Consider the following 16,563-nt stretch of genomic DNA (forward strand, 5'->3'; position numbering starts at 1 on the left):
TCCGTGCACCGACATCTGGTCCTCTCGGCGCGACAATATCTCCCACTCAGTCGTCTTTGGATGCGGCTTTTCACGCGCCCACAAGCGCCCAATCGTAGCAATTCAGATGTCCAGCCCGAGGTCTTGGAACAATCTCGTCTCAAAAAACGTTTAAGCAGTCTGTTGCAAGTAATTCGCAATTGCATTTCAAAAATAAACATGCCACCTTGTTGCAAATGGTTCTTAATAGCGTAGTGTTGGTGTGAGCAAGGAGTGACTTATGTTTGATATTGTCAGGCGCGGGCTTTTGGGCGGAATGGCTGCCGTGGTGGCGTTGGGTGTTACCGGTGGCGTGGCGTTTGCGCAGGAAAAGTTCAAAGCCGTGACGACCTTCACGGTCATTGCTGACATCGCCAGAAATGTCGCGGGCGACGCTGCCATCGTCGAGAGCATCACCAAGCCCGGCGCTGAAATTCACAACTACCAGCCGACGCCAGGCGATATTCGCAAGGCGCAGGGCGCGCAGCTCGTGTTGTGGAACGGCCTTAACCTCGAATTGTGGTTCGAGAAGTTTTTTGTAAAGCTGAGAGATGTGCCAAGCGCAGTGGTTTCAGATGGCATTGAGCCAATGGGCATTTCTGAAGGTCCCTATGAGGGCAAACCCAATCCGCATGCCTGGATGTCGCCCAATGCAGCACTGATCTATGTCGACAATATCCGTGATGCTTTCGTGAAATATGATCCGGCCAATGCCGAGGCCTACAAGGCCAATGCAGAAAGCTACAAACAGCAGATCAAGGACGCCATTGAACCGATCCGTCAGGAGCTGGCAGCCCTACCTGAAAACAAACGCTGGTTGGTATCGAGCGAAGGCGCATTTTCTTATCTGGCACGCGATTTCGACCTGAAAGAACTGTACCTTTGGCCCATCAATGCCGACCAGCAGGGCACACCACAGCAGGTGCGTAAGGTCATTGATGCCGTTCGTGAAAACAAGATTGGCGTCGTCTTCTCGGAGAGCACCATTTCCGCGGCCCCGGCAGAGCAGGTGGCCCGCGAGACCGGCGCAAAATACGGTGGCGTTCTCTATGTCGATTCGCTGACTGAAGCTGACGGTCCGGTGCCAACCTATATCGACCTGTTGAAGGTCACATCCGATACCATTGCCAAGGGACTTGCATCGTCCTCCTGACATGATCCGAACTTTTACGGCCTGCAGTTTTTGCAGGCCGTTTGTTTTTGTAACCGCTGAAAAGGAATGCTTTTCATGAATGCGCACACCGGCTGGCAAACGGGAACGGAGGGTTCCGGTATTTCCGTCAACAACGCCACCGTGACCTATCGCAACGGCCATACGGCCTTGAAGAATGCAAGTTTCCAGATACCAACAGGCACGATCGCGGCGCTGGTGGGGGTAAATGGCGCGGGCAAGTCGACGCTGTTTAAGGCCGTGATGGGCTTTGTGCGTATTGCCCAGGGCTCGATTTCCATATTGGGCAAAACTGTGCCGGAAGCCCTTCGGCAAAATCTGGTGGCCTATGTACCGCAGAGCGAGGAAGTGGACTGGAACTTCCCGGTGCTGGTGGAAGATGTGGTGATGATGGGCCGCTACGGCCATATGGGTTTCATGCGCATCCCCAAGGCTGCCGATCGTGATGCAGTGACCGCTGCCCTTGCACGCGTCAACATGAGCGAGTTTCGTGGCCGCCAGATTGGTGAGCTTTCCGGTGGTCAGAAAAAGCGCGTTTTTCTGGCGCGTGCGCTGGCGCAGGATGCCAAGGTCATTCTGCTGGACGAGCCCTTTACCGGCGTTGATGTAAAAACCGAGGAGCAGATCGTCCACCTTCTCCGTGCCCTCAGGGATGAAGGCAAGGTCATGCTGGTGTCGACCCACAATCTCGGCAGCGTGCCGGAATTCTGTGACCGTACAATTCTGATCAAGGGCACGGTGCTGGCCTATGGGCCGACCGAAGAAACCTTCACCAAGGACAATCTGGAAAAGACCTTTGGTGGCGTGTTGCGCCATTTTGTTCTGAATGGCTCGGATGGCGGAAAGCCATGGCCGGTCGGTGTCATGACCGATGATGAACGGCCGCTGGTTTTGCGCGACGGACGTCCAGTCTCCGGCCAAAGCGTGACATCGGAAGGGGCAGACAATGATGAACGCCCTCGTTGAACCCTTCACCTATGACTACATGCTCAATGCCATGTGGGTGTCTGCTCTGGTTGGCGGTGTCTGTGCGTTCCTATCCTGTTACCTGATGTTGAAAGGCTGGTCATTGATTGGCGATGCGCTTTCGCATTCCATCGTTCCAGGTGTGGCCGGTGCCTATATGCTGGGCCTGCCGTTTTCCATCGGGGCATTTTTCTCAGGTGGCTTGGCGGCGGTGACCATGCTGTTTCTCAACCAGCGTACCAAGCTCAAGGAAGATGCGATCATCGGGCTGATCTTTTCGTCCTTCTTCGGACTTGGCCTGTTCATGATGTCGATCAACCCGACGGCTGTGAACATCCAGACCATTGTTCTTGGCAATATTCTTGCCATCACGCCCGCCGATACATTGCAGCTTGCCATTATCGGTTTTGTGTCGCTGGCGATTCTACTTCTCAAATGGAAGGACCTGATGGTGACGTTTTTTGACGAAAGCCATGCCCGTTCCATCGGTCTGCGACCAACGTTCCTGAAAGCCGTGTTCTTTACACTGCTGGCAGCATCGACAGTCGCAGCCATGCAGACCGTCGGCGCGTTCCTTGTCATCTGCATGGTGGTCACACCGGGCGCAACGGCCTATCTGCTGACAGACCGTTTTCCGCGTCTGCTGGGCATTGCTGTTGCCATTGGTTCACTCACCAGCTTCACCGGTGCCTATGCCAGCTATTTCCTGGATGGTGCGACCGGTGGCATTATCGTCGTGTTGCAGACGCTGATCTTCCTCATCGCCTTCTTTTTTGCCCCTAAACATGGGCTGGTGGCATCTCGCCGCCGTGCAGCTCAGGCGCAGGAGGTGGCGATATGAACTTCCTCGAACCCTTCGAATTTGACTTCATGGTCAACGCGCTGGTCATCGCAGCGCTGGTTGCCGTGCCAACCGCCGTTCTGTCCTGTTTTATGGTGCTGAAAGGCTGGTCGCTGATGGGCGATGCCATCAGCCATGCGGTGTTTCCCGGCGTCGTCATCGCCTACATCGTTGGCCTGCCATTTGCGGTTGGCGCCTTTGTTGCCGGTATGGTCTGTGCGCTTGCCACCGGTTATCTTAAGGATAACAGCCGTATCAAACAGGATACGGTGATGGGTGTGGTGTTTTCCGGCATGTTCGGACTGGGGCTGGTGCTCTACGTCAAGATCCAGTCAGATGTGCATCTCGATCACATCCTGTTTGGCGACATGCTGGGCGTGAGCTGGCAGGACATTACCGAGACGGCGGTTATTGCGGTCATCACCACTGGCATTATCAGTCTGAAGTGGAAAGACTTCCTGCTACATGCCTTTGACCCTGCTCAGGCAAAGGCGGTGGGCCTCAGGGTAAACCTGCTGCATTACGGTCTGTTGTGCCTGATTTCGCTGACCATCGTCGGCGCACTGAAAGCCGTCGGCATCATTCTCGCCATTGCCATGCTGATTGCGCCGGGCGCGATTGCATTTCTGCTGACACGCAAGTTTTCCACCATGCTGATGCTTGCAGTGGTCATTGCGCTTACGGCGTCTTTGCTCGGCGTCTACCTGTCGTTTTTTATCGACAGCGCCCCGGCACCGACCATCGTGCTTCTGCTGTCGGCAATGTTTGTTGCCGCCTTCGTGAGGGCGAGCATCGTCACGGCGAATACCGAGGCCAACAACGGCTAAAACAAAACGGCCCCGCCTGTTCGGAAAACAGGCGGGGCCGTTCAACTCAAACTTTACATCTTGCCCGCGACCTTGATGGCAAAGGAATATTCAAAGGCGATTTCCTCCAGTCGCTGGAAGCGTCCGGATTTGCCGCCATGGCCGGCGGCCATGTTGGTCTTCAACAGGATTGGCGCGTCGCCTGTGCTGTACTCGCGCAGTTTTGCCACCCACTTCGTTGGTTCCCAATAGGTCACGCGTGGATCGGTAAGTCCGGAAATCGCCAGCAGTGGCGGGTAAGCCTTTGCACCGACATTGTCGTAAGGGCTGTAAGCCGCAATCCAGCTATATTCCTCTTCTGAATCGATCGGGTTGCCCCATTCCGGCCACTCCGGTGGTGTCAGCGGCAGCGTGTCGTCCAGCATCGTCGTCAGCACGTCCACGAACGGAACGGCTGCAATAATGCCAGCGAATTTCTCTGGTGCCATATTGGCCACGGCACCCATCAGCATGCCACCGGCCGATCCCCCTTCAGCGATGATCTTGTCGTAAGAGGTAAAGCCCTCTTTCACCAGATGGTCGGCCGCAGCGATGAAGTCCTTGAAGGTGTTCTGCTTGTGCTCCATCTTGCCGGTTTCATACCACTCGAAACCCTTGTCCTTGCCGCCACGAATATGGGCGATGGCATAGACAAAACCACGATCTGCCAGTGACAGATTGTTGGTGCTGAACGAGGCGGGAATGCTGATGCCGTAAGCGCCGTAGCCATAGAGAAGGCAAGGGGCCGAACCGTCCAGCTTGGTATCCTTGTGGTAGAGCAGAGATACAGGCACCAATGCTCCATCATGCGATGTCGCCATGACGCGGCGGGTTACGTAGTCATCGATAGTGTGGCCGGATGGAACTTCCTGGGTCTTCAACAATACGCGTTCACGCGTCACCATGTTGTAATCGAACAACTGGCTTGGGGTGGTCATCGACGAATAGGAGAAACGGATGGTGTCGGTGTCATATTCAGCTGCTCCCTGCAGGCCGAGAGAGTAGGCTTCCTCGGCAAAGGCAATGGCGTGTTCTTCACCGGTCGCGCGGTCACGAATGACGATGCGCGGCAGGCCATCACGGCGTTCCAGCCACAGCAGGTGGCGGGCATGCGCAAGATGCGACAGGATAAGGCGGCCCGGTTCATGCGGCACCACTTCCTTCCAGTTTTCCTTGCCCGGTGCCGTCACCGGCGCTTCCATGATCTTGAAGTCCTTGGCATCACCATCATTGGTCAGGATGTAAAAAACATCACCGCCCTCGGTCATGGAATATTCCACGCCTTCCTCACGCTTCGCCACGATGACAGGCTCGGCAGTCAGGTCGGCGGTGGACAGCAGGCGGTATTCGCTGGTCTCATGGTCATGAATGTCGATGAAGATCCAGTCTTCAAGCAATGAGCCGCCAACGCCCATAAAGAAGCCAGGGTCCTTTTCCTCATAGACGAGGCGGTCTGTCGATTGCGGCTGGCCGATGATGTGATGGAAGACCTTGGACGGCCGATGGTTTTCGTCCTGCAAGGTGTAGAAAAAGCTCTTACCGTCAGGCGCCCATGCGCCGCCGCCACCAGTGTTTTCGATCACGTCATCAAGGTCTTCACTGGTCGCAAGATTACGAACCCGCAGTGTGAAATATTCAGAGCCCTTGTCGTCATAGCCCCAAATGCCATGAGTGTGGTCGGACGAGTTGTCGATGCCAGCGAGGCGGAAATAGTCCTTACCTTCAGCTTCCTTGTCGCCATCAAGCAGGACCTGCTTTTCACCACCGTCGCGTGGGGTGCGGAAATAGTGTGGCTGCTCACCACCGGTTACAAACAACGTGCCGTAGGCGTAAGGACCATCTTTCATAGGCACGGACGAATCGTCCTGCTTGATGCGGCCCTTCATCTCTTCAAACAGCTTTTCCTGCAGTGGTTTGGTGTCGCTGAGGGCAGCTTCCATATAAGTGTTTTCCGCTTCCAGATGGCTACGGATTGCCGGATCGAGCAGGGTCGGGTCCTTGAACATTGCCTGCCAGTTGTCTGCCCGAAACCACGCATAGTCATCGGTGCGGCTGATGCCGTGACGCGTATCCGTTACCGGCTTTTTTTCTGCGACAGGAGCGGCGGGGAGGTTCTTGAATATCGACAAAACAAACTCGCTTTCATCGGAAATGAATGGCAGCGCCAGTGGCCGTTTTCAGGCCGTGGCACCAGTGGAAGAAGATGTAGAGAGGGGCGGGGGAAGGATCAAGGTTGAATATCCACAGGCATCTCTGCTGGCCCCTTGAGATTTACCCTGTTTCGGGCACAATTCGACGATACAGCCTTAGGTATGTGGAAAAGAGCGGTTGCTGTTTTTATTTTCCAGGGAATCGAAATCACCAGGTCAGGATAATATGCGTCACCTTCTCCCGGCAGTTGTTCTCGTTGTCGTGTCAGCTGTTCCATCCCTTGCACTGGATAGTTCCGTCAAAAGACAGTTGAACGCGCTCGCACCGGAAGAACGTCTTGAGCAGCGTTGTGATATCGAGGCTATGGAGCGCATCGCCGCCGAACAGAAGGGCATGAGGCCGGACAAGGTCATCGCCTACACGTTCGGTGAGCCGCAGGTCACGGAAAACTCCATCAAGGCGGCAGGCGCCGTGTTTCGCAGCAGTGGCGAATGGTACAAGCTGAAATATAAGTGCCGGACCAGCGAACAGAACCTTGCCATCCAATCCTTTGATTACCGTGTGGGCGAAAAAGTCCCGGAATCGCAATGGGGCCAGTATTACCTTTACAACTGAAGCAGCTTTGCTGTTGACCCAGCCATAATTCAGGCGTTTATCCGGCGCATCCGCTTTTGATATTCTCCCGTTGAGCTGTGTCTGCCATGCGCCGTTATCTTCTTTCCAGCCTCGCCAGCGTTTGTTTTGTTGCGCTGTTTTCAGTGCCCGCCTTTGCGTCATCAGGGTTGGTTGAGCCGACGCTTAAAATGCGCCCGCAGGCAAGTGGCGTAACGCGGGTTGCCATCACGCTGGATGCCTGCATGGGCAAGACCGACTTTCGAATTCTCGATACGCTGGTCAAAGAGCGCATTCCCGCGACCGTGTTCGTGACCGCACGCTGGATCAGGCACAATCGAGATGCGCTTGCCATCATGCTGGCCAATCCTGATCTGTTTGAGATTGAAAACCACGGACAAGACCATATCCCGGCCATCGACCGTCAGGTCTCTGTCTATGGTATTACCGCTGCCGGCAGCATGGAAAGTGTCATGCGGGAGGTCAATGGTGGGCGTGAGGCCATCCTTGCGGCCACTGGCAAGGAGCCCAGCTGGTTCCGTGGGGCAACCGCCAAATACACCCATTCGTCGATGGCTGAGATCAATGGTATCGGCGAACGCATTGCCGGTTATTCCATCAACGGCGACGGTGGTTCTCTGCTCGGTGCCGGCGTTGCGCAAAAACGCATTGCTGCCGCTAAGGATGGTGATGTGGTGATTGCCCATATCAACCAGCCAACCCATCAGGCAGGTGAGGGCGTTGCCAAAGGTCTGCTCAACTTGAAAAAACGCGGGGTCACCTTCGTCCGTCTGGATGATCCGGGATTTGATCCCGAAACCAACTAAAGCTTAGTCGGGAAGGTTCGGCACCACTTTGCGCGACGGGAAAAGCTCCTGCGCGATTGTCATGCCAATCAATGACAGAGGGAGCGCCAGCATGGCGCCTGCTGCACCCCACATCCATGTCCAGAAGATAATCGCAACAAACACGATAAACGGGTTGATTTCGAGGTTGCGGCCGATCACGGCCGGAAACACCAGATTTTCCATCAACAGGTGAATGGTGAAGAACACAAAGGCGGGCAGCAGGCCAAGCAGCAACGTATCATGGGTCAACATGCCAGCAATCGTCAGGGATATGGTCATCACGGCAATGCCGATAAACGGGATGAAGCTGGAGAGGAAGGCAAACAGCCCCCATAGCAATGGCATGGCCAGACCGCCGAGATAGGCAATAAGAACCATGGTAACACCAAGCCCGGCATAAATAAGACTGGCGGTAGCGAAATAGGTGCCAAGCACATGTTCCACCGATCCGATGGTACGGATGGTCCGTAGTCTTTGGTGGCGGGCTGGAAAGGCCATGATGATGCCCTTGCGCAACCGCAAGCGGCTGTAAAGGAACATCAAAAGTCCGGCAAAGAAGATCAAGCCTTGCACAATCGCGGGTGTCAGGCTGGACGTGACGACGGACAGGATACCGGTGCTGCGGTCCAGCAGCGATTCCATCGACATTGTGCCGAAGCTGAAGGTCGCCGCAGAAATATTGAGCCATCTCACACGCTCAAGATAGGGCAGGAAACGTTCTGCGGTCTGATCCAGAAGTTGCGGCCCCTGAGAAGCGAGCATGGAAAGTGGATCGATCAGCGAATTGATGACGAAAATGAACACCAGTGCCACAAGGCCTGACAGAATGAGCGCCACGCCAAAGCCCGGAATACCGTAACCAGCCAGCTTTTCCGCTGCCATCCCAAGGATCATCCCGACAACGATTGCCATGACGATGGGGATCAGCACTACGGACAGCAGGTGTACGCAGGCAAGAAAGGCAATGGTGAACAGACCGACGATCGACCACTTAGCCGCAACTTCCAGCGCTTCGCGACCCAATGGCTGCTGGCTGCGCGCATCGTCATCGGGCGAATTTTTTCTTGATACGTGTCTGTGCTGCGGCGCCTCTACGATCGGTGTCACCGGAACTTTTTCATCGATTTTTATGGTGCCGTTCATGATTTCATATCCCCGTCCGGGACAGTAACGTTCAACAACAGTTACGGTTCCCAAAGGGGGAGGGTGACCAGCAGAGATTTTAAGCTGCGAGCCTTAGACCAATGCCCCATGGATCTTTCAGAACGATGCCGTCGCTTTGACGTTCAGTTGATATACCCAACCGGTCCAGTGCGGCGACCGCGCTGTCCAACGCACCCTTTTCGTTGAAGCGCAGCGAATAACCGGCAAGACCTGTCATGTTGTCGCGTCGGGCTTGGGTACCACGGCTGTTCCAGATATTGGCGGCAACATGGTGGTGGTAGGAGCCGGTGGCAAAGAAGCTGGCGCCGGGATAGCGCGCCATGATCTTCAGGCCGAGCACGTCCTGATAAAACTCGTCTGCCTGCGGAATGTTGCCGACCTGCAAATGAATGTGGCCGATGGCGGTACCTTCAGGCGCACCTTCCCAAAGTGTCTTGGGGGCAGAGTTATAGAGCTCCTGTAGGTTGAGGCGCAGGGTGTTCATCTCCACCGTGCCGTCCTGCTGGTAGGTCCATTCCAGAGGCGAGCGGTCGCGGTAAACTTCTATGCCGTTTCCTTCCGGGTCAGACAGATAGATCGCCTCGCTGACCAGATGGTCGGATGCGCCATCAAGCTGAATATTGTTGTGCGCAATATGGGCCAGCCAATGCGCCAGATCCTTGCGGCTTGGCAGCAGGAAGGCGGTATGGAACAGGCCTGCCGCGTTGCGTGGAGCACGCTCGGCATTGCTGGATGTGGATAGGGTCAGCAAGGGTTGGCCGTTGACACCGAGTATCTCTCCGCTTGGCTGTTTTTCAATAACCGACAGGCCGATCACCTTCTGGTAATAGTCGGAAACGCGCGCCAGGTCGTTCACGATAAGATGTGCCTGCCCAACATAGGCCGGCCGTGTCAGTGCAAATTGCGATGTTTCAGTCATGATGTCACGAACTCCATCTACGCTGGCGTGCTTGATCAGCAGGCGGCCGTGCGCTGCGGCGCCGTTCCGGCGACGCTTTATTTGATGTGAATATGATGCCTCGGGAACGTTCAGGAAAGAGGGACGTTTGGTGATTGAGCGTGCACTATTTGTTGACAATGATGTTGTCTGCGCTTGACCTTAATCAAGGCAGAGCACCGCAAATTTGAGAAACTGCATGTATCGGTTGTGGAACCGAATTATAATTCTCGCGGCGACTGGCTTTGCGCTGCGTCGGGGTTTGGGAACTGGGCTGTCATCGCGCGCAAATAGCCGCAGCCTTAACGTGGAAGGAGAAGCATATGTACAAGAAGATCGTTGTACCTGTTGACATGAGTGCCATTGAAAAGGGTGAAAAGATCATCCGCAAGGCATCGGGTTTGCTGGATGCTGGTGGCGAGATCGTTTTGCTGAATGTGGTCGAGCAGCTGCCGGGCTATATCGCCATAGACCTTCCAGTCGACCTGATTGAAAATGCGATCGAGGATGGCAAGGCAAAACTTGTGGAACTGAAAGAGCGGACAGGCATTCAGGCAACAGTTGAAATCCGCAGTGGCCCGCCGGCGCGTGAAATTCTTGCCTGCGCGGAGGAACATCATGCAGATCTCATCATCGTCGCTTCGCATACGCCTGATTTCACAAACTATTTCATCGGTGCGACAGCGGACCGCGTTGTACGCCATGCAAAATGCTCGGTGCTGATCGACCGTTAAAAGCAAGGCTGCACGACATCTTTGAATTGGCGCAGCGGTCTCTCGATGGGTGGCCGCTGCGCTGAAATCGACCATTAGAGGACATGGGTTATGGATACGTCTGGCTATGAAAAAATCCTGCGCGACAGGCAACGTGAACTGAACAAGCGGCTGCGCAAGATCGAGGATGACTTTGAGCAGCCGGTAAACCCTGACAATGAAGACCGTGCCGTTGAACGCAGCAATGACGAAGTTCTGGATGAGCTTGGTCAAGTCGGACAGGATGAGTTGAAGGCCATTGATGCTGCTCTGGTGCGCATTTCCGACGGCACATTTGGCACCTGCGTCAGATGTGGAAAGACCATTTCCGCTGAGCGCCTCGCAGCCGTGCCCTATACGCCGTTTTGCCAGGAATGTGCGGCAGAAATGCAAGCTGAACAGGTGTGAGACGATGCTGTGGCCTGGCGCTTCGCCGGCCACATCTTCATGACAGGCTGCAACATATCCGAACGCAATGTGATCGTCAGTTTCGAGGCACCACTTGCTGTTGGCGCGTGTTGTCGGCATTCTATACGCCGGACAGCAGGAACGGACCATGAGTGAACTTTGGCGTTTAGGCCGCAAATATGATTTTCACGAAATCGTGGCCGACGGCATCGTGCATGGCGTCGGTATCGTACTGGCCTTGATCGGCGCAACCGCGCTGATCTTCTACGCTACAGTATGGAGCACATTCAGCGGCATGGCCGCCGCCTGGGTGTATGGTCTGGGGCTGGTTTTGTGCCTGTCCATTTCTTTTACCTATAATATCTGGCCCCATTCGCGTACCAAATGGTATCTGCGGCGGCTCGATCATTCTGCGATCTTTTTGCTGATTGCCGCCACTTACACCCCATTCCTGCAACGCGGTGCAGACGAACCGCTGATCGTGTTTATGCTGGCTTTCATCTGGCTGGCAGCCATTGGTGGCATTGCTCTGAAATGCCTCTTTCCCGGTCGTTATGACCGTCTGGCCATCCTGCTTTATCTTGGCATGGGCTGGAGCGGGGTTCTGATCGCCGCGCCGCTTTCACAATATCTGTCGACGGTAACCATCTGGCTGCTCGTGGCGGGCGGCATGATCTATTCGCTGGGCGTGATCTTTCACGTTTGGGAAAAACTGCGATTTCAGAACGCCATCTGGCATGGCTTCGTGGTGGCTGCCGCTGCGGTGCATTATTCTGCGGTTATCACCTGTTTCAGCCTTTCGCCTGTCACCGGCCTGTGAGACATAAGAGCCATATTCCGGCTTTACATGTGATGGACATACCCGATGACACTTATTGTGCGTGACGCGACGGAAGCAGATCTGTCTGCGATCATGGATATTTATAACGACGCCGTTCTCAACACCACGGCAATCTGGAATGACACGGTGGTTGATTTGGAAAACCGCCTGAACTGGTTCAAGGCACGCAAGGACAAGGAATATCCTGTTCTTGCAGCTGAACTGGACGGCAAATGTGTCGGTTATGCTTCCTATGGTGACTGGCGTGCTTTCGACGGTTTTCGCCGGAGCATGGAACATTCCGTTTATGTGCGTAAAGACACGCGTGGCACTGGTGCCGGCAAATCACTGATGCAGGAACTGATTATCCGCGCCAAGCAAAATGGTGTGCATGTGTTGATCGGAGCAATCGAGGCGGAAAATGCCGCGTCCATTCGTCTGCATGAAAAAATGGGCTTTCGCCATGTCGGCCGGTTTGAGCAGGTCGGCATCAAGTTTGGTCGCTGGCTCGACCTGACCTGCATGGAACTGCGCCTCGGCGAAGCGGATCCGACGTGAGCAACATCCATTTCATCACCCACCCTGAAGTCGTGGTCGATCCGGCAAAACCGGTGCCCCGCTGGTGCCTGTCCGATAAGGGCATTGCCCGCATGCGGATGTTTGCTGCCTCTGCGGCCATGGCCGAAGTTACGAACGTCTGGGCAAGTGATGAAACAAAGGCCATTGAGGCGGCGGGCATTCTGGCCGGGTTCCAGGGTCTTCCGGTTCAGGTGCAGCACGCGCTGCATGAAAACGATCGCAGTGCGACCGGCTTTTTGCCGCCCTCTGAATTCGAAGTCATGGCGGACCGTTTTTTTGCCGAACCCAACGAAAGCGTGCGCGGTTGGGAGAGAGCGATCGATGCACAAAACCGTGTTGTGCAAGCCTTTCGGCGGATTGCTGCAGAGACAGACGGGGCAGGTGATGTGGCGATTGTCGCCCATGGCGGCGTTGGCACGCTGCTACTGTGCGCCCTGCAGGGCGTAAAAATTGACCGCGCCTATGATCAGCCATTTCAAGGGCATTACTGGACATGGTCGCGTGAGGAGCAGCGCGTTCTTGGCGGATGGCAATCCATCACGCCGGAGTAAGCCTCTGTCGCGGTGAAAGCCGAAGGCCTTCCACGCAAAGGTGACGCCCCGAAAGACGAAGGGCAGGTTTATGTGATCCTGCCCCTCATCAATTTCATGAATACGTGTTTTGTTATTGCGGCTCAAACACCATGGAATGGCCGTTAATGCAGTAGCGCAATCCCGTTGGTTTGGGTCCATCAGGGAACACGTGGCCGAGATGGCCACCGCAATTAGCGCAACGGATCTCGGTGCGGACCATGCCGTATTTTGTGTCACTGTGCTCGGTCACCGCATCAGCCTTGACCGGCTCGAAATAACTTGGCCAGCCGCATCCCGCATCGAATTTGGTATCTGAATAAAACAGCGGCTCATCGCAGGCAGCACAACGGTAGAGACCCTTTTCATTGCTATCCCAATAGGGGCCGGTAAACGCGCGCTCAGTACCGTGTTCCCGCAGGATATGGTACTGTTCCGGGGTCAGTTGTTCTCTCCACTCCGCATCGGTTTTGACGAGTTTAGATGTCTTGATGTCGTTCATGGCGCTGATCCTTTCTGTTGTCCCTTTAGATAAGGTGCGTTACGTCAAGAAAAAAGCCCGCAAGTGCCAGTTCCCCGCATTTGGTGGAGAACTTTGTGTATGGCCCGATTCTCGCTGAAAATGGTTGAGGCACGACCCATGTTACCCTATTGAAAAGAGGGTGTTGTCGAGGGGGATTCTTGACAGTTCCACAGGGGGTGAGATGTCTGAAAATGTCACGTTGATGACATTCATTGTGCTGTTTCTGCCATTTGCAGGCGCGCTGGTTGCACCGTTTCTGGTTCGCAGATTCAGTCACAACGCCGCCTGGATACTTGCCCTCATTCCGGCCGTTGCTTTTGCCCAGTTCGCCTCTTTTCTGCCGCTTGTCGCAGCGGGGGATGCCGTCACTGGCGGTTATGTCTGGGTGCCTAGCTTCGATCTCAGTTTCTCGTGGTTTCTTGACGGCCTGTCGCTGACCTTCGCTCTGTTGATTACCGGTATTGGAGCTCTCATCGTTCTCTATGCTGGCGGCTACCTCAAGGGCCATCCGCAGCAGGGTCGCTTCCTATCCTTTCTGCTGCTGTTCATGGGGGCGATGCTCGGCGTTGTCGTCTCCGACAGTTTCCTGATGCTGTTCGTCTATTGGGAACTGACCTCGATCACCTCATTCCTGCTCATTGGTTTTGACCATGAGCGCGTGGCATCGCGCCGCGCGGCATTACAGGCGCTGCTGGTCACCGGTGGTGGTGGTTTGGCTCTGCTGGCAGGCCTGATCCTTATCTGGAACATCAGTGGCGTCACCCAGCTGTCCCAACTGATGCAGGGCGGCGATATCTTGCGTGCCAGCCCGTTCTATCTGGTCACGCTGGCACTGGTTCTCGGCGGTGCTTTCACAAAATCCGCGCAGTTTCCATTTCATTTCTGGCTGCCCAACGCCATGGAAGCACCAACACCTGTTTCGGCCTACCTGCACTCAGCGACCATGGTCAAAGCTGGCGTCTACCTTCTGATGCGCCTTAATCCGGTATTGGGCGACACACCTGCCTGGGAAATCCTACTGCCGCTCTTTGGTGGCATTACCATGCTTGTCGGCGCGTTTCTGGCGGTACGGCAGACCGACCTCAAACTGATGCTGGCCTATACGACGGTGTCGTCTCTTGGTCTTTTGGTCATGCTGACCGGCTTCGGGTCGCCGCATGCCATCGAGGCGGCCGTGCTTTATCTCATCGCGCATTCGCTGTTCAAAGGCGCACTTTTCATGGTCGTCGGAATTATCGATCATGAGGCTGGCACCCGTGATGTGACGAAGGTTGGCGGACTGCGCAAGGCTATGCCGATAACCTTTGCCGCGGCGCTGATCTCTGCGATTTCCATGGGCGGCTTGCCGCCGATGTTTGGGTTCTTGGCCAAGGAAGAAATCTACTATGCGCTGGCGCATAACGATCCGCGCGCCGTGTTGTTTCTCGGTGTCGCGATCATCGGCAATGCGCTGATGTTTGCCATTGCCTTTGCCGTGGCGTTGAAACCGTTCCTTGGCAAGCCGGTCAAAACACCGAAACATGCGCATGAAGGGCCGGTATTGTTGTGGGTTGGCCCGACCGTCCTGGCCGCATGCGGGTTGCTGCTGGCACAGTTTTCCGGTGTTGCCCACCAGTTCTTGTCGATGCCAATGGCCAGTGCCGTTGCCGGAGAGGTGAGGGCGGTGGAGATATCCCTGCTGCCGCATATCGGTGTTCCGCTGGCGCTATCGCTACTGACAGTCGTGCTTGGAATTGTCGCCTATAAAAGCCTTGCGAAGCTGCGCATCCTTATTGCGTCGACGCTGCAGGCAATTGGGGGCGGACCCGACAAGGGCTTTGACGGTTTCGTGGCCCTGATGGTCAAGATGGCATTTCATGTTACCCGCTTCATTCAGCCGGGCCGGATGGAGTTTTATGTCACAGCGACCTTTGCGGTGCTGGCCTTTGCACTGCTGGTACCATTGTTGGTTTATGATGAACTGCCTGACATGCCGGTCTGGCCGCAGGACATTCTGCTGCACGAACTGACTTTCATCGTGATTGCGCTGATTGGTCTTGTCGCCATTTTGATGGCGAGAACTCGTCTGACAGCGATTGTTGCTCTGGGCATACAAGGGTTTTCTGTCGCCGTTCTGTTTTTGCTGTTCGGCGCACCGGACCTATCCTTCACCCAGTTCATGGTAGAAACCCTGTCGGTGGTCATTCTAACCCTTGTCATGACCCGGTTGCGCCTGTCTGCGGTCGATCACCGCTCCTGGGGGCAGATCATACTCGACAGCACCATTGCTATTGCATGCGGTACCGGTTTTGCGCTGATGCTGCTCAAATCCACGCAAGTGCCATTCAACAACAGTCTGACGGACTTCTTCAATCAGTGGTCCAAGGTGATTGCCCACGGCGCCAACGTGGTGAACGTCATTATTGTCGATTTCCGTGGCACGGATACGCTGGGCGAAATCTCTGTGGTGATGATCACCGGCCTTGCCATTCTGGCGCTGATCCGGCTGCGGGCAGGTGTGCGTATTCACCCGCTGGATGATGACCAGGGCGGGCAGGAGAAACGCGCATGAATACGATCATCCTGCGGACCATTGCGCCGATAATTACCAGTCTGATGGTGCTGTTTTCTATCTTCGTGCTGCTGCGCGGCCATAATGAGCCGGGTGGCGGTTTTATCGGTGGACTGATCGCCGTTTCCGCGCTGGCCATCTATGGCATTGCCTTTGGGGTCAACGCCGTTCGTCGCGCTATCCGTTTCCATCCGCTGGCCATTGCAGGCGCGGGTCTGCTGCTGGCAACCGTATCCGGTTTGGTATCTGTCATTGCCGGTGTGCCTTTCATGACAGGCCTGTGGGTCTATCCCAGCCTGTTCGGCGTCGAAGTGCCGCTTGCCACCGTCATGTCCTTCGATGTCGGTGTTTATCTTGTCGTTGTCGGGGCCATAACCTCCATTGCGCTGGCGCTGGAAGAAAGGGACGTTGACTGATGGAAGCTGTTCTTTCTGTTGTGGTCGGCATTTTCTTTTCCGTCGCCATCTATCTCATGTTATCGCGCTACAGCATCCGCATCCTGCTGGGCGTTGCGGTGCTGGGCAATGCCGTCAACCTGCTGCTATTTACCTCCGGCCGTCTCACCCGCGAAATCCCGCCAATCATTGGTGCAGGCATGGACACGTTGCCTGCAGACACGGCCAATCCTTTGCCACAGGCGCTGATCCTGACAGCCATCGTGATCTCATTTTCGTTTTTCTGCTTTCTGCTGGTGCTGACCTGGCGTGCCTTTCAGGAACTGAAAACCGATGACACGGACGAAATGCGTAAAGCCGAACCGGCGCATGAACCCTTGCCGCCGCTTGGCTACTGACGTTTCAGCATAGAA

Annotated in this window: 19 protein-coding genes; 15 read left to right on the plus strand and 4 right to left on the minus strand. The window is 55.3% G+C overall.

Translation table 11 applies throughout. The features are described 5' to 3' along the window. Window positions 1-259 precede the first annotated feature (259 nt). The 4 genes from IB237_RS03945 to IB237_RS03960 all read left to right on the plus strand — a co-directional run bounded on the left by IB237_RS03945 (window position 260) and on the right by IB237_RS03960 (window position 3,823). Window positions 260-1,171 (plus strand): metal ABC transporter substrate-binding protein, encoded by a 912-nt coding sequence (locus IB237_RS03945; protein ID WP_192487281.1) that lies wholly within the window; start codon window positions 260-262, stop codon window positions 1,169-1,171. Between the two features lie 75 nt (window positions 1,172-1,246). After that, entirely contained in the window at window positions 1,247-2,155 is a 909-nt protein-coding gene (locus tag IB237_RS03950; RefSeq protein WP_192487282.1) for a manganese/iron ABC transporter ATP-binding protein, read from the plus strand. Further along, a complete protein-coding gene (locus tag IB237_RS03955) occupies window positions 2,139-2,996 on the plus strand; it encodes a metal ABC transporter permease (protein WP_192487862.1) in 858 nt (285 codons plus the stop codon). The genes IB237_RS03950 and IB237_RS03955 overlap by 17 nt, the downstream gene beginning before the upstream one ends. Then, window positions 2,993-3,823, plus strand: coding sequence for a metal ABC transporter permease (locus IB237_RS03960; protein WP_192487283.1), 831 nt, complete (start codon window positions 2,993-2,995; stop codon window positions 3,821-3,823). The genes IB237_RS03955 and IB237_RS03960 overlap by 4 nt, the downstream gene beginning before the upstream one ends. Window positions 3,824-3,876: 53 nt before the next feature. Here the strand turns inward: IB237_RS03960 and IB237_RS03965 are convergent, their stop codons facing one another. After that, window positions 3,877-5,970 carry a S9 family peptidase gene (locus IB237_RS03965; RefSeq protein WP_192487284.1) on the minus strand — a complete coding sequence of 698 codons (2,094 nt, stop codon included), beginning with the start codon at window positions 5,968-5,970 and terminating at the stop codon, window positions 3,877-3,879. Between IB237_RS03965 and IB237_RS03970 the strand changes: the two genes are divergently transcribed. The 3 genes from IB237_RS03970 (at window position 5,957) to IB237_RS03980 (ending at window position 7,431) form a co-directional block, all read left to right on the plus strand. Next, window positions 5,957-6,109: a hypothetical protein gene (locus IB237_RS03970; protein WP_192487285.1), complete on the plus strand. Its 153-nt coding sequence runs from the start codon at window positions 5,957-5,959 to the stop codon at window positions 6,107-6,109. The genes IB237_RS03965 and IB237_RS03970 overlap by 14 nt on opposite strands. Before the next feature lie 108 nt (window positions 6,110-6,217). After that, window positions 6,218-6,607 carry a DUF930 domain-containing protein gene (locus tag IB237_RS03975; RefSeq protein ID WP_192487286.1) on the plus strand — a complete coding sequence of 130 codons (390 nt, stop codon included), beginning with the start codon at window positions 6,218-6,220 and terminating at the stop codon, window positions 6,605-6,607. 86 nt (window positions 6,608-6,693) lie between these two features. Next, window positions 6,694-7,431, plus strand: a complete 738-nt coding sequence (locus IB237_RS03980) for a polysaccharide deacetylase family protein (protein ID WP_192487287.1) — start codon at window positions 6,694-6,696, stop codon at window positions 7,429-7,431. A gap of 3 nt (window positions 7,432-7,434) precedes the next feature. Here the strand turns inward: IB237_RS03980 and IB237_RS03985 are convergent, their stop codons facing one another. Then, window positions 7,435-8,595, minus strand: a complete 1,161-nt coding sequence (locus IB237_RS03985) for an AI-2E family transporter (protein ID WP_192487288.1) — start codon at window positions 8,593-8,595, stop codon at window positions 7,435-7,437. A gap of 79 nt (window positions 8,596-8,674) precedes the next feature. Beyond that, complete coding sequence (locus IB237_RS03990; protein ID WP_192487289.1) at window positions 8,675-9,535, minus strand: VOC family protein; 861 nt, start codon at window positions 9,533-9,535, stop codon at window positions 8,675-8,677. A gap of 341 nt (window positions 9,536-9,876) precedes the next feature. Between IB237_RS03990 and IB237_RS03995 the strand changes: the two genes are divergently transcribed. The 5 genes from IB237_RS03995 (at window position 9,877) to IB237_RS04015 (ending at window position 12,663) form a co-directional block, all read left to right on the plus strand. Then, a complete protein-coding gene (locus IB237_RS03995) occupies window positions 9,877-10,287 on the plus strand; it encodes a universal stress protein (protein ID WP_192487290.1) in 411 nt (136 codons plus the stop codon). A gap of 90 nt (window positions 10,288-10,377) precedes the next feature. Beyond that, complete coding sequence (locus IB237_RS04000) at window positions 10,378-10,713, plus strand: TraR/DksA C4-type zinc finger protein (protein WP_192487291.1); 336 nt, start codon at window positions 10,378-10,380, stop codon at window positions 10,711-10,713. A gap of 148 nt (window positions 10,714-10,861) precedes the next feature. Continuing rightward, on the plus strand, window positions 10,862-11,533 hold the full coding sequence (locus IB237_RS04005; protein WP_192487292.1) for a hemolysin III family protein: 672 nt from the start codon (window positions 10,862-10,864) through the stop codon (window positions 11,531-11,533). Between the two features lie 45 nt (window positions 11,534-11,578). Beyond that, on the plus strand, window positions 11,579-12,091 hold the full coding sequence (locus IB237_RS04010) for a GNAT family N-acetyltransferase (protein ID WP_192487293.1): 513 nt from the start codon (window positions 11,579-11,581) through the stop codon (window positions 12,089-12,091). Beyond that, window positions 12,088-12,663, plus strand: coding sequence for a histidine phosphatase family protein (locus IB237_RS04015; RefSeq protein WP_192487294.1), 576 nt, complete (start codon window positions 12,088-12,090; stop codon window positions 12,661-12,663). The genes IB237_RS04010 and IB237_RS04015 overlap by 4 nt, the downstream gene beginning before the upstream one ends. Before the next feature lie 112 nt (window positions 12,664-12,775). Here the strand turns inward: IB237_RS04015 and msrB are convergent, their stop codons facing one another. Next, entirely contained in the window at window positions 12,776-13,183 is a 408-nt protein-coding gene (gene msrB, locus IB237_RS04020; RefSeq protein ID WP_192487295.1) for a peptide-methionine (R)-S-oxide reductase MsrB, read from the minus strand. A 202-nt stretch (window positions 13,184-13,385) separates the two neighbouring features. On the opposite strand from msrB, the gene IB237_RS04025 reads away from it, so the two are divergent. From IB237_RS04025 to IB237_RS04035, 3 genes are read left to right on the plus strand one after another with little or no spacing between them, the layout of a single operon-like run. Then, window positions 13,386-15,755: a putative monovalent cation/H+ antiporter subunit A gene (locus tag IB237_RS04025; protein WP_192487296.1), complete on the plus strand. Its 2,370-nt coding sequence runs from the start codon at window positions 13,386-13,388 to the stop codon at window positions 15,753-15,755. Next, window positions 15,752-16,171, plus strand: coding sequence for a Na+/H+ antiporter subunit B (locus IB237_RS04030; protein ID WP_192487297.1), 420 nt, complete (start codon window positions 15,752-15,754; stop codon window positions 16,169-16,171). Before IB237_RS04025 ends, IB237_RS04030 begins: the two co-directional genes overlap by 4 nt. Further along, window positions 16,171-16,548 carry a Na+/H+ antiporter subunit C gene (locus IB237_RS04035; protein WP_192487298.1) on the plus strand — a complete coding sequence of 126 codons (378 nt, stop codon included), beginning with the start codon at window positions 16,171-16,173 and terminating at the stop codon, window positions 16,546-16,548. The genes IB237_RS04030 and IB237_RS04035 overlap by 1 nt, the downstream gene beginning before the upstream one ends. Window positions 16,549-16,563: the final 15 nt, after the last annotated feature.

The sequence above is a fragment of the Agrobacterium sp. AGB01 genome (assembly GCF_014851585.1).
In the GTDB taxonomy this organism is placed as follows: domain Bacteria; phylum Pseudomonadota; class Alphaproteobacteria; order Rhizobiales; family Rhizobiaceae; genus Agrobacterium.